The organism is Pannus brasiliensis CCIBt3594 (genome assembly GCF_036688125.1).
GTDB lineage: Bacteria > Cyanobacteriota > Cyanobacteriia > Cyanobacteriales > Microcystaceae > Pannus > Pannus brasiliensis.
This window is the reverse complement of sequence record NZ_JBAFSM010000021.1, coordinates 1-13,657: the sequence shown is the minus strand read 5'-3', so window position 1 is coordinate 13,657 and position 13,657 is coordinate 1. Positions and strand designations below refer to the sequence as shown.

General features: G+C 51.1%; 11 protein-coding genes. 5 read left to right on the top strand and 6 right to left on the bottom strand.

The genetic code is table 11. From position 1 onward, the window contains the following. Window positions 1–52: 52 nt before the first annotated feature. A complete protein-coding gene (locus V0288_RS12230) occupies window positions 53–1,219 on the bottom strand; it encodes a DUF3747 domain-containing protein (protein ID WP_332865381.1) in 1,167 nt (388 codons plus the stop codon). 184 nt (window positions 1,220–1,403) lie between these two features. Between V0288_RS12230 and murD the strand changes: the two genes are divergently transcribed. The 3 genes from murD to V0288_RS12215 all read left to right on the top strand — a co-directional run bounded on the left by murD (window position 1,404) and on the right by V0288_RS12215 (window position 5,905). Further along, window positions 1,404–2,753, top strand: coding sequence for a UDP-N-acetylmuramoyl-L-alanine--D-glutamate ligase (gene murD / locus V0288_RS12225; protein WP_332865380.1), 1,350 nt, complete (start codon window positions 1,404–1,406; stop codon window positions 2,751–2,753). A 144-nt stretch (window positions 2,754–2,897) separates the two neighbouring features. Continuing rightward, window positions 2,898–4,007 (top strand): sensor histidine kinase, encoded by a 1,110-nt coding sequence (locus V0288_RS12220; protein ID WP_332865379.1) that lies wholly within the window; start codon window positions 2,898–2,900, stop codon window positions 4,005–4,007. A gap of 851 nt (window positions 4,008–4,858) precedes the next feature. After that, entirely contained in the window at window positions 4,859–5,905 is a 1,047-nt protein-coding gene (locus V0288_RS12215) for a nodulation protein NodZ (protein WP_332865445.1), read from the top strand. Between the two features lie 202 nt (window positions 5,906–6,107). Here the strand turns inward: V0288_RS12215 and V0288_RS12210 are convergent, their stop codons facing one another. From V0288_RS12210 to V0288_RS12195, 4 genes are all read right to left on the bottom strand, one after another. Then, the gene (locus V0288_RS12210; protein WP_332865378.1) at window positions 6,108–6,695 is read right to left on the bottom strand and encodes a Uma2 family endonuclease; all 588 of its coding nucleotides are present in this window, start codon (window positions 6,693–6,695) and stop codon (window positions 6,108–6,110) included. A gap of 12 nt (window positions 6,696–6,707) precedes the next feature. Further along, window positions 6,708–8,072, bottom strand: coding sequence for a glycosyltransferase (locus V0288_RS12205; RefSeq protein WP_332865377.1), 1,365 nt, complete (start codon window positions 8,070–8,072; stop codon window positions 6,708–6,710). Beyond that, complete coding sequence (crtW, locus tag V0288_RS12200) at window positions 8,018–8,809, bottom strand: beta-carotene ketolase CrtW (protein WP_332865375.1); 792 nt, start codon at window positions 8,807–8,809, stop codon at window positions 8,018–8,020. Before crtW ends, V0288_RS12205 begins: the two co-directional genes overlap by 55 nt. A gap of 452 nt (window positions 8,810–9,261) precedes the next feature. Then, a complete protein-coding gene (locus tag V0288_RS12195) occupies window positions 9,262–10,143 on the bottom strand; it encodes a hypothetical protein (RefSeq protein ID WP_332865374.1) in 882 nt (293 codons plus the stop codon). Between the two features lie 57 nt (window positions 10,144–10,200). On the opposite strand from V0288_RS12195, the gene V0288_RS12190 reads away from it, so the two are divergent. Then, a complete protein-coding gene (locus V0288_RS12190; protein ID WP_332865373.1) occupies window positions 10,201–10,626 on the top strand; it encodes a hypothetical protein in 426 nt (141 codons plus the stop codon). A 186-nt stretch (window positions 10,627–10,812) separates the two neighbouring features. After that, the gene (locus V0288_RS12185; protein WP_332865372.1) at window positions 10,813–13,380 is read left to right on the top strand and encodes a DUF3536 domain-containing protein; all 2,568 of its coding nucleotides are present in this window, start codon (window positions 10,813–10,815) and stop codon (window positions 13,378–13,380) included. Between the two features lie 31 nt (window positions 13,381–13,411). Here the strand turns inward: V0288_RS12185 and V0288_RS12180 are convergent, their stop codons facing one another. Continuing rightward, a complete protein-coding gene (locus V0288_RS12180; RefSeq protein WP_332865371.1) occupies window positions 13,412–13,585 on the bottom strand; it encodes a hypothetical protein in 174 nt (57 codons plus the stop codon). Between the last annotated feature and the right edge of the window lie 72 nt (window positions 13,586–13,657).

Here is a 13,657-nt window from a genome sequence, read left to right as displayed (position 1 = left end):
TCTATCTTATCCTTTCGCTCCCCCATCTCCTTCACCTCCTGACTCCTGAAAGCTAAAACGGCACGATCGATCCGGACAATGGCGCGAGACTCTGTAAGGCGGATTCGGCTTTGTCGCGACTGGTAAACACGCCGATCTGTAGGAAAGATCTGCCCTTGTAGGAAGCGCGGAACGCGTCGGGATAGAGAGAGCGAACTTTCGATCGATCGCCCTCGGTTCTCGCGTCGATCATCACCTTGAAGCGATTGCCGGTGGGTGTTACCGAACTGGCGGTCGTCGGGGGATTACTCGCGGGGGGTTGTCGATTGAAGCCGATCACGTCCGATAGGGTTCCGCGATTGCCCGCGTTCCGGGGCGCGGGAGGGGGAACGATGCGCGAGGGCTGGTTCGGGGTGGGAGGGGTGAGAGGGGGAAGGCTAGAGGTGGGAGGGGGAGGGAGGGGAAGGGGATCGCGGGCGGTCGCCGGCGGTAGATCTCGAATCGGGGGACGGTTTTCGATCGAGGGTCGGGACTGGCTATTATTCCCGGAATCCGGCGCGGTGAAGGTGTACTCGCGAACGTTCGGATTCGCGGGTTTCGCTTCGGTAACGGTCTGATTCGAGGGTTTCGGCTCGTTGGCGATCGGGAATCGGGGCGATCGCTCTTTACTGGCGACTAAATCCGCGGGAGGGACGATCGCGGCGCTATCCCCGGTTAAATAAACATGGCTCAGGGTGCGTCCCTCGAAGGCGCGTTTGGTAAATCGCCAGCCCTCGACTAGATAGATTTGCAATAAACCCTCGCCCCGTCCCCGGGTACGACCGACGATCATTTCCGGCTGTCGGGGGTCTCGCGGCGTTCCGATTAGCACTAATTCCCCGTTACGCTCGACAATTCTCAGGAGATAATTCAATCCGAGATCCTGTCCGTCAACGCGAAGCGAGTAGCCGTTACTGTCGGTGGCGCGCTCGCAACTGCCGGTGAAATCGAAATCGAGCAGGAGAGGCTGAACGATTCCCGGCTCGGAACCGTTAACGTTCCAACATTGCCGTTTTCCGGGGATCTGTTGCAGGATCAGGAGATCGTATTTTCCATTGCCGTAGGGTCTGGCGATAGCGATAAAATCCTCTTGGTTCACCTCTTGCTGATTGAAAACGTTGGCCGGGGAGGGAACCGCGCCGAACCAACCACCCATCAGGCATAGGAAGAGCGTTAGTTTTATCGGGAGTTGTCTGTTCATAGGATTGGGATTTTCTCTCGATCGAGGATTACAATCGGGGTCTAAATTATTTTTTACTCTATTTTTCCCTGTAGACGGGCGATCGGGTTTTTTGTTTTCGTTTTGGAACAAGAGTGACCCGATCGACCGTCCGGTTAGGAGTTACGATATAAACTGCTTGAAATTGGGACTCTAGTGGCAGACGATGGCGAGAGCGGAGATTATCGGATTGGGGCGATCGGGGATCGCGGCGGCGCGGTGTTCGCGACGGGACGGCCGGGAAGTGATTTTGAGCGATCGATCGGACTCCGCGACGCTACGGGAAATCGGAGAAGCTTTAGAAAAAGAGGGAATCCACGTTCGTTTAGGGCAGGAACCCCGTCTCGACGAGGATAATTTACCGGATTTACTCGTGGTGAGTCCGGGGGTTCCCTGGGATATTCCCGTCTTAGTCCGCGCTCGGGAAAAGGGCATCGACACGATCGGCGAATTAGAATTAGCCTGGCGGTATCTGAAATCTAGTCCGTGGCTCGCTATCACCGGAACTAACGGCAAAACCACCACCACCGCCCTCTGCGCCGCGATTTTTCAAAAGGCGGGACTGAACGCGCCCTCCTGCGGGAATATCGGTTACGCGGCCTGTGAACTCGCCCTGAAATCGGAGTCTTTCGACTGGATTATCGCCGAGATTAGCAGTTATCAGATCGAGTCATCCCGCGAACTCGCCCCGAAAATCGGCATCTGGACGACCTTTACCCCCGATCACCTCAACCGCCACAAAACCCTAGAGAATTATTACCGGATCAAGTCCGAGTTACTGAACCGGAGCGATCGACAGATCTTCAACGGCGACGATCCCTATCTACGGAAAATCGGCGAGAGTCAGTGGAATAAAGCCTGTTGGACTTCGATAAAAGGAAAAGACGCGCTCGTCGGCGATCCGGGCCGCGGCATTTATCTACAGGATAACTGGATCGTCGCCTTCGGGGAGTTGATCGCGCCGGTGAATCTGTTGAAGATGCCCGGCGAACACAACTTACAGAATTTACTGATGGCCGTGGGCGCGGCGCGGTTGGCGGGAATCGAGAAAAAAGCGATCACCGAAGCGATCGCCACTTTCCCCGGCGTTCCTCACCGGCTAGAATATATCCGCACCTATCGCGGGGTAGATTTTATCAACGATAGTAAGGCGACCAATTACGATGCCGCCGAGGTCGCTTTGAAGGCGATCGATCCCCCCGTGATCCTCATCGCCGGGGGAGAGGCCAAAGAGGGCGACGATCGGGCCTGGATCGACGAGATCGGGCGGAAAGTAGCCACCGTTCTCCTCATCGGCGACGCGGCGGACGCTTTCGCCAAACGTCTACACGAGTCGGGGTTCGATCGCTACGAGATCGTGGAAACGATGGAAAAAGCCGTCGAACGCGCCGCCACCCTCGCCCCGGAATTAGGGGTGAAAGGGGTACTCCTCTCCCCGGCCTGCGCCAGTTTCGACCAGTACCGCAGTTTCGAGCATCGCGGCGACCATTTCCGGCAACTGTGTCAGGCGCTGTAAATAGTTACGGTGAGCGATCGACAGTAACGGGAAAAGGGGGTGAACAGTACGCCGGTGTCGCGAGATCCGGGGATCGATCGCCCGCGGGATTTCTCGGGGGCGACGGAAAAGCTAGAATGGAGCGAGTGAATCGATCTCCGCGGAATGTCGAAATTCAGTCTGGGAACCCGATTATTTCTCTCCCATCTCCTCGTCATGGTGGTGGGGTTGGGAAGTTTTATCGTTATCGCCAAATTATCCTCGCCGCGAATGTTCGTCCTCCGCTTGGAACAGTTGGAACGTCAGGGATATTTTACCGTTCGATCGGCCCGGACTTTTCTCGTACAGGGTTTTGAAACCGCGTGGAATAGTAGCGCGATCTGGTCGTTTCTCGCCGGGGGAACCGCGGCCGGGGGACTGAGTTTCTGGTTTTCCCGGCGTATCGTGGAACCGGTGAACCGGATGAAACAGATCACCCGCGATTTCGCGGCGGGAGATTTAGAAAAAAGAGTCCCGGAGATCGAGATCCCGGAATTAAATCAACTGGGGGTTAGTTTTAACCAGATGGCGCTCGCGCTGGAGGATGTGGAACAACGGCGGCGGGATTTGATGAGTGACCTCACCCACGAATTACGCACCCCGTTAACGGTGGTACGCGGTTATCTGGAGGAGTTAGCCGACGGCTCGATCGAACCCTCTTCGGAACTATATCGGAAATTGGTCGGGGAAACCCGACGATTAGAACGCTTAACCCACGATTTACAGGAACTTTCTAAGGCGGAAGCGGGCTATCTTTCGATTCGATTGCAAGCGGTCAATTTATCGCCGTTACTCCACGCGCTGATCGAGAAGTTCGCCGATCAACTGTTAGAAGAAGGCCCGACCTTACGGTTAGAATATCCCGCCGATACGCCTCCCGTTCTGGCCGATCCCGATCGAGTCGAACAGATTCTCGTCAATCTTCTCGGCAACGCCATCCGCTATACCGACGCGGGATCGATCGTTCTGAAAGTTTGGCGCGAGAAAAATCTCGTCTGGATCGCGGTGATCGATACGGGTATCGGCATCGCGCCGGAGGATTTACCCTTTATTTTCGATCGATTCTGGCGGGCCGATCGCTCTCGCTCTCGCTACTCTGGAGGCAGTGGCATCGGTCTGGCGATCACCCGTCGTCTCGTGGATTTACAGAACGGACACATCGAGGTGGAAAGTGAATCCGGTAAGGGTAGCACGTTCCGTTTCTGTCTACCGATCGCCACGGGAAAAGACCCTTAATCGATCGTAGGACTCTCATCCTCAACTTTGTCCGGGAGCGGTGATAACTATCGATGGTGTTGCTTACGCGCGGCGTGAAATTCGTTTTTCGCGATTTCTACCATTTTTCTCGATTCGTGTCGCGACGAATTCGGGCCGGGCGATCGTTCGGGCGAGGAAGTATCTCCTGAATTGAGAAATCGGGTATGATTCGATCTTTTGCCGGGTAAATTTTTCCAATTTCGTACCTTTTGAACACCCTCTCCCGAACCGAGAACGCGCGTTTTTCTCGATTCGTGTCGCGACGAATTCGGGCCGGGCGATCGTTCGGGCGAGGAAGTATCTCCTGAATTGAGGGAGGAAGAAATTGAAAATTTTATAAATTCGGGCATAATTCAGTTTTTTGATGGGTAAATTTTTCCAACTTCATACTTTTTAAATACATTTTTTTGAACCAAAAACGGCAATTTGGCGAGAAAGAGCTTCTAATAAAACGGGTTGACATCGTAGTTGTTTTCCTATATCTTTATAACTGCTCGTCACTTTATTTAATTTAAATGAAGAGCGGTTTTCCGAATTTCAAATAGAAGCGAAGCCGTTGCGTCTTCCCTCTTTTTGGGAAACGCTACTGCCTACAATTTATTTCCTGTTTTCACATTCATATCAAAGCGGTACTTTGAGGGAAAAATCTTAAAAAGTTCAGCTTTTAGATTCGCTTTTCTGCCTCTCGGCAGTAAGAGCGCGTGGAAATATTTTGTCGATCGATAAGGTTGAGAAAGCTTTGTTGGAGAATTAAATTTACTTTCTCTATTCTTTTGCTTTCACGAAATCAAATTTCCGAAAAATAACGTATCTAAATCTAGGTGAATCAAATGCTCGATCGCGGACAGGACAAATATATCTTAGCGAAGGGTGGTTCGGGTTTGGGAGATCGAACCTTAGCGGCCGCAACAGCAATATTATACGGTCAAATTAGCGGACGAAAAGTAATTATCGATTGGACGGAAGGAACTTACGCCCCTCGCGGTGTGAATGCTTTTCACGTATTCTTCGATAGTCCCTCCGTGAGCGATCTCGATGATTTACCTGCGACCGATTCCATTTACCCCCCTACTTGGAAAGGACAACTCGATCAAACTTTCGGTGGGAGAAAAGAGCAGTTAAAAATCCGGGGAACCGACGCTATATCTACCGACTTATCTAGGGTTGACTACGAGGAGGAAATTCTTGTTTTTTGTTCATACGGACCCAAAATCAGCCAGATGCGTAATTTATTTACGGGTGATTTTAAAAAATATAGTCAATTGAATAATTCGGAAATATTAAAATATTTACTTTCTAATTTTTTTGTTCTAAAACCAAATATCAAAAAAGATTTTGATGGGTTCATTAAAAGTTATTTCCCCGCTTCAACAAAAATGATCGGAATTCATATCCGTTACTCGGATCGAAAAATTCCCGTCGAAACCATTTATAAAACCCTGGATAGAGTCCGAAGAAGAAATCCCGATTCCGCTCTTTTTCTGGCCACGGACTCGCAAGCTATCCTGGAGGATTTTAAAGCGAAGTACGATCGGGTAATCACTACCGAAAAATGGTATCCGCCTTCGGGTGAGACCTTGCACCAAAATTGGAATCAATGTCCGGATATGTTACAAAACGGTCTGGAAGCTTTACGAGATTTATATTTACTCTCTCAATGTCAAATGTTGATTTTCTCCTCTCGGTCTTCTTTTGGCTATGTGGCTTCATTGCTTTCTTCTCGCTCGAAATTGTACGATATCGCTCAACCATCTTTTTTACAAAAGCTAATTATTAAACTCAAAACCATCGGGATCTTTTGGACATCAGGTAAAAAATATTTACCGCGTTACCTTCCTGGTGCGAGTCTCGCGCCTTTACCTCAGAAAAAAGGGTAAAGTTAGGGGCGTAGGATATACGCCTTATTGTCGATAAGATTAGCCGCTCACCCTAACCGCGAGAGAGCCTAAATTTTGAATGACGTTTCTCGAAAATCCGCGATACATTCCCCTCTGACATGAATGCCTCTTGCCCCCTCGGGAAACCCGTACCTTATCTTTTAGGAAAAAGGTTGTATCTCTATTCGAGTGGAGCGATTTTCTACATTTCTTCGCCGAAGTTAACTTTATCGTATAGATCCGCGAGTTCGATTTGTAGGGATACCGACGACAGGGAGAGTACGGCATCTAGTCCGTCGTACTCGGTAAAAATCCATTGATTCGGTTCCGTTTTTCGGTAGTGTTCGACGTGGGGACTGTACTGGTCGATAAGGATATATTCTTGGAAACTAGGAATCGTCCGGTAAGCTATGAATTTATCGCCTCGGTCGTAATTTCTCGTCGATCGCGATAAGACTTCGCCGATGAGTAACGGATCGGTCACGGTATCCCGACGGTTTTCGGCGTATTCGAGAGGGGGAGAGATAACCATCACGTCCGGATAGGTATGAATCCGTTTTTCGGGAATCCATAGTCGTAACTCGGCCATGAATACTTCATACGGTTGACGTTTGAGCGCGAAATTCAGGCTCGCGTATAAATTGCCAGCGACTTTATTATGATTGGGGGTTCCACCGGTCATTAGTCTAATTTCTCCCGCAATGTATTCGTGACGTTCTTCGGAATTTTCCTCGAATTCGAGATATTCTTCGGGAGAATAGATTTTGTTTTCTTGAAGTTGGGCGATCATGGGGTTGTATCGTTAGGGAGCGATCGATCGAGGTATTTCTATCGTACTCGATCGCTCGGATTTCCGTCCGGTTGTCGCTTTTTCGATAATATCGGCCGCTTGTTTCACACCACCCGATCGCGCGATCGACTGTTGAATTTTTCGGGCGTTTTCCCGATATTTCTCTTCCGTAAAAACCCGTTGAACGGTCGATCGTAACTTAGAAATACTTCGATTATTCAAAGAAAACACTTCCCCGACTTCCAGATAACGAACCCGTGCGCCATTTCCCGGTTGCTCGAAAGTGATGGGAATCGCCACCAGAGGAACCCCGTAGGTGAGAGAATCCAAGATCGTGTTCATTCCCCCGTGCGTGATGGTGAGACTCGCGCGCGCGAGAATGTCCGGCTGTGGCGCGTATTCTACCACTAGGGGCGTTCCGGGGAGCGATCGGGCCTCGTCCGCGCTCATCCCTCCCCCGTGCGCGATGACTAACTGCGCGTCGAGATCCTTACAAGCGGCGGCAATCCGTTGAAAAAGAGGAAATTTCGTGTTCTGGACACTGCCGAGGGAAGCGTAGATCATCGGCTGTCCCGTTAGTTTCTCGTAGGGAAAAAAAGCCGGATTCGGGGAAGAGGAGCGCAGGGGGCCGACATAGTGTAGATTTTCGGGAGGGTTGGCGATCGGGAACTCGAAGGCGGGCGGTTGTTGGGTGATGCGATTTCGGGCGTTAGAGGCGTAAATACGCGGGTAATCGGCGAGATTCCAGCGATGGCGGTAGGAATTAATCGCTTGTAGTAAGAGTTGACAGCCTCGATCGAGAAAATAATAGCCCGATTGATTCCGAATTCTCGCGGGAAATGTATCGCGATACATCCACGGGGTATAGAAGGGGGGAACATCGGCGCGCCGGTGGATCGCTTGCCCGCAGGAAACGGTAATATAGGGCAGATCGATCGCTTCGGCAACGGTTTCGCCCACGGGTTCGAGTTGATCGACGATTAGCGCGTCGATACCGAGATGTTCGATCGCTTTCGGCGCGTCCTGACAGATAATTTCGACCATTTGAACGCAGAAATCCAGGGAATACCGTAAAGCCTCGATCGAGCTTAATTTACCGAGATTCGCGAAAGTTTCCGCCATCGTTCCCGCTCGATAGATCGTTTCGCCGATCGGGTGAAAATCCACCCCGCTCGATCGGATTTTTTCCGCTAGATCGGGAATCTGTAAAAACGTCACGCGATGTCCCCGCGATTGGAGTTCTCGCGCTAGAACCGTTTGCGGGTTCAGGTGTCCGGGATAGGGAGGGCAAATAATACCGAACTTTGTCATATAGATAGAAGTTAGGAGATAGATTTCAATTGGCGATTCTGTCGGTAAACGGTGGGTAGTTGCCACCAGGGAACTCTCGGATATTGGTGATGTTCGTTGTGATAGCCGAAGTGATAGCAAGCGAGAAACGACCAGAAAACCGGTAGCTCGATCGTGCGCGCGCGATTGTCGGTTTTATAGCCCTCGATCGGTTCTCGATGCGGTAGATAGGTTCCGAAATAAAAGAGTTGTAAAGAACTGAGAATTAGCGGAAAAGCTAAGAGTAACCAAAAATTCAAAGGTTCTACATGGAAAAGGCGGATCGAGATATAATAAAGAACCGTCATCCCGATGAACTGATACCAACTCCAGTAACTTTTCATAAAATAGAGATACCAAGCGATCGGGTTACTATGCCGACCGTCGTGATAGTCGGGATCGAGTTCGCTGGCGGGATGATTATGGTGTAAAGCGTGTTTTTTGAAGAGTTCTTTATAGGGGAAAAAACAATAGAGAAAACAGGTTAACGCGCCGATCGAGTGATTGATTTTCGGATTCTTTCGGTAAACCGCGCCGTGCATGGCATCGTGAGCGGTGATGAATAATCCCGTATCGAGAAACATCTGCCACAGGATAGCGATCTGGATAAAACCGATCCAGACTTCTCGAAGATTTAGCGATAGTAATACGGGTAAAATGATCGACCATAAAGCGATGATTGTTAGGGCGATCGCTAACCCGACCGCACCGCTTGATCGACGGTCAACCCGTGTTAAAATATCGTTGTCTACTATAGATTGAAAAGAAATATTATAAGAATTCACGCTAAAAATCCTCTTGGATTAAAATCTAAAATATTTTTCTGTAGAATTTTCAAGAAAAGCTCACAGAGATTTTTTACTACAAACTTAATCTTCGCTGGAATAACCATAATCCTGTAGGGGCGCAAGCCTTGCGCCCCCTCTCGCTTTCCCGCGATCGATCGAACAGATTTTATAGAACATTTGGAATCGGTACACGAATCGAGAAAACCCTTCGATCGTAGCGAGGGTTGACCGTCTTGTTTTCCGTCTATAGTTTCAGTTTTATTCGACCAAAATAGGTAAAAATGCTCGATCGATCGAAATTCTTTCCATTAAGATCTAAGTGCAAAAAAAACTGACACTCGATCGATCCCCGAAAAAAATCCTTCCCCATCGAGCGATTCTAATCGATTAGGGAAGGAGCGATCGAGCATCTAAAGATAGATAAAATCGAATCGATCGAGTATCGAAATTTACGAACTTTGAACGCCTCTCGTTCTTTCTACAATTATCACCCGATCGCCGATCACCGGACTTCTCGCCACCAATACGCCCGAATTATCCTTCACTTCCAGACGGGTAAAATCCAAATCCCGCGCGCGTTGAAAGATCGAATCGGCGAATTTATCCTGCCGCGCCGGTTTTAAATCGTACCAACTATCGCCGACGAATACCGTCAGACGGCCGGCGAGAAAATCCACCTCTACCGTCGAGATCAACCCCTCCGGGTAGCGATTCGTTAATTCGGTAATCTCTTCCTGAATGGCGGCGACTAAACCCTGTTCCGGGGTTAATTTCGGTTCGGGTTCACGGATGGGGACGGGAATCGCCACATCCGGCGCTTTCAATTCCGGGGGGGTTTCAATGACTTCCGGCACGTCCTCGCGAACCGTTTCCGGGGGATTAGCGGCGATTTCGGGGGGATTTTGCGGGAACTTGACAATACCGAACGCGAAGAGCGCCACCGCTCCGGCGGCCAGAACCGTCGCCAGTACCCCACCGAGGATCGCGGTTCTCGGCAAACGGGAGCCGCGAGAAGTTCCCCTTTTCTCTCTAAAACTCGGCTTTTCCCGCTCGGGTTTCTTCGGTTCTTCCGCGGGGAAAGCGGGAGTTAGGATATCTTCGATCCCCGCGAACTCGTCCTCTTCTTCGGTTCGCTCGGGAATCGGCACGAGGACGGACGCGACCTCGCGGGTGGAGGTGAGAAGATTATCGATCGCCTCTCGGGAGGGTAAACTCTCTAGCGATCCCGTGTTAAGTTGGGAGACGAGGGTATTCAATCGATCGATCGCCTGTTGCAGTGCCTCGATCGCTTCCCGTTGGCTCAAATTCTCGCGATTATCCGGTTGAGTCATCCCCCCTCCTAGACACGTTTCCATCTTGTTTCAACATATCATTCCCCGCGCCGTCCTATGCGTCGTCTGTTGTCTCTTGCCATTGCCGTTATTATCTTCTTCCTGAGCGCCTGCGGCAGTACCGCTCCCCCGACAGAATTCGCGCCACCGGGGGAGATCGTGCGGAAAGCGTTAGTATTACAATTCCGTCACACGAGCGATCGATTGAGTCGTTCCCTAAAAGCCGAACCCCCGAAAATCGAGATCGACGGCATTAACGTGAAAAGCCTAGAACCCGTCTACGTGGAGGATCTAGCCGCCTATCACCTACGCGGCGACTACGATCTCTCGCTCTCCTCTCCCCGACAGAAAACGACGCGACAACATAACGATTTCGATCTTTATTTGCAGAGACAGATCGAGGGAAAAAGCTGGCGATTGCTCGAACGCACCGTAAACCCGGAAGATTCGGAAATTCAATGGCGAAGTTACCTGATCGATTGATTGAGAATTCTTGTGCTATGTATGGAGAGATGGAGAATTGTTAACCCTTCGTTTATCAGGGAAAGAGTCATGATATTATACCAGCGAAAGAAAGAGAAACGTCAAAGTTTAAGCTTTATTTAAGCAGGGCTTCGCTTCAGATTGCATCTATCCGAGTCACGAAAATCGATTTTTCAGTTTTATCCTATGACCTATACAGCGCATCAGCCTTCCCCGACATTCCAGGTCGATCCCGTCACGGGGATCGATCCCCTCCAAACCGCTACGGGGGTTTATATCACGGTTCACGGACATTTCTACCAACCGCCGCGGGAAAATCCCTATCTCGACACGATCGAGCGCCAGCCCAGCGCGCGCCCCTTTCACAACTGGAATGAACGCATCCATCACGAGTGTTACCGTCCCAACGCCTTCGCGCGGGTATTGAACGATCGCGGGGAACTGGTGCGGATCGTGAACAATTACGAATATCTCAGTTTCAATATCGGCGCCACTCTAATGTCATGGATGCGTAACCACGATCTAGAGGTCTATCAACGGATTATCGAAGCCGATCGGGCCAGTCGCGAGCGATTAAACGGACACGGGAACGCCATCGCCCAAGTATACAACCATATTATCCTCCCTCTCGCCAATAAACGCGATAAATACACCCAAATTCGCTGGGGGATCGCCGATTTTCGGAGTCGTTTCGACCGCGATCCCGAGGGGATGTGGTTAGCGGAAACGGCGATCGATATGGACACCGTGGAAGCGCTCATCGACGAGGGGATCAAATTCACCATTCTCGCGCCCTCGCAAGCCCAACGCTGTCGCCCCTTCCCCACCGAAGACGATCCCGATCCCCGGTGGCACGCGGTGGGAGGGGGACAGATCGATCCCACCCGTCCCTACCGTTGTTTCCTGCCCGACGGTCGTTATCTCGATATTTTCTTCTATGACGGGCCGATTTCCCGCGATATGGGCTTTAACGACGTGTTGGGAAGTACCGACCATTTCGCGGCGCGATTGGGGGGCGCGATTAAAGGGGATCACCGTCCCTCGCAGATCGTCAGCGTCGCCACCGACGGGGAAACTTTCGGCCATCACAAAGCCGGGACGGAAAAATGTCTCGCCTACGCGTTTATCGAGGCTTTCCCGAAATACGGCTGGACGGTCTCGAATTACGCCCATTATCTCAGTATTTGCCCGCCGACGTGGGAAGTGGAGTTAAAACCGGTGACGGCGTGGAGTTGTTGCCACGGGGTCGATCGCTGGCAGGATGACTGCGGCTGTGGTGGCGGTGGTGAGTGGGTGCAAACGTGGCGGAAACCGTTACGCGAGGCGTTAAACTGGCTCAGAGACGAGTTAATCGAGGTATACGAGGAGAAAGGAGGGGAATTTTTCCGCGATCCCTGGCGCGCGCGGGACGAGTATATCGAGGTGATTCTCGATCGAGATCCGGCGGTGATCGATCGCTTTCTCGATCGGCATCAGGCTCGATCGCTCTCCGAAACCGAGAGAATCGACGCGTTACGGCTCTTGGAAATGCAGAGACACGCGTTATTGATGTTTACGAGTTGTGGCTGGTTTTTTGAAGAGATTTCCCGCCCGGAAGGAACGCAGATCCTCCGCTACGCGGCCCGCGCCCTAGAGTTAGCCGGGGAAGTGGCCGGAGTGCGCTTAGAGATGAATTTCCTTAGCCGTCTGGCTTTCGCGCCGAGTAACGTGAAAACCTATCAGGACGGCGCGGACGTGTATCGGCAGTTGGTGATCCCCGCGCGCGTGGATTTCGACCAAGTGGCCGCCCACTACGCGATCAGTTCGCTGTTTACGAAGTACCCGGAAGAACATCGGGTGTACTGTTACCAAACCCGACAGCTAGATTACCAGAAACAGCAGATCGGCGCGTTAACCCTCGCGGTGGGACAGGTGGAATTAACCTCGGAAATCACGCTAGAGAGTGAACATCTGGTATTCGCCGTCCTGCATTTGGGGGGATGGGATTTCCACTGCTGTATTCAACCGTTTAACGGACGGTTAGCCTACACGCGGATGAAAGACGCGCTTTTCGAGTCGCTAAAACAGGCCAGCGTGTCGATGATTATCGTCGAGATGGGCCGGGAATTCGGCGATCGATTTTTCGCGCTCCCGAACCTGTTCGCCGAGGAAAGACACCGGATCATGCAACAGGTAACGGAAGAGACCAAAAAACGCCTCGATCTGCTATACACGCAGGTCTATCGCGATAATTACGGGATTCTGATGGCTTTTCAACGGGACGAAATACCGGTTCCTCGGGAGTTACAGGTCGCGGCGGAAATCGCCATCTCTCACCGTTGTTTACAGGTGATCAATGCGTTAGAAAATTCTTTCGACGATGCCCGCGTGACGGAAAATCATCTGACCGAGTTAACGGTGATCTCGATCGAGGCCAGTCATCTGCGCTGTCAATTAAATATCCCCGAAGCGCGCAAAGTTCTCGAACGTTTATTGTATCAATCTCTCCACACGATCCTTCAGGATGGCGATCCTCTAGTCACGGAAGAGGACACGCGGCGGATCACGAGAATGATCGAGATCGGGGATAATTTGCAGTTAGGGTTATCGCTCGATCGAGTGCAGGAACTCTACTACAATTTCCTACACGAACGCTTGATCCCGGAATGTTTAGCCGGAGGATCGGACGGTTTCTGTCCCTGGCCGCTGTCTCAGTTGAAGTGGTTATTACTGCTAGGAGAAGTGTTAAAAGTCGATGTGAGCGTCTGGTTATAAACCACGCGAGGGGTGAGTCGAAACTCACCCCTTATCGATTCGCTTCCATGTGCGGAGAAGAAGGCAAACCGCGCCGAACGATCGCTTTTGCGAACATTTCCGAAGTGACTTCCGGACAATCCGATAGATCGATATCTTCGTCGGTCATCGCGTCGAGACGTTGCCAATCAGTTTCCGATTCGATCGAAGTAAATTCGTTGTTCATATCACTTTTGCGAGTGCATACCGCTCTTTTATCACTCTAGGGTCGGGGAAGATAGAAACCTCGCGGAAAGAT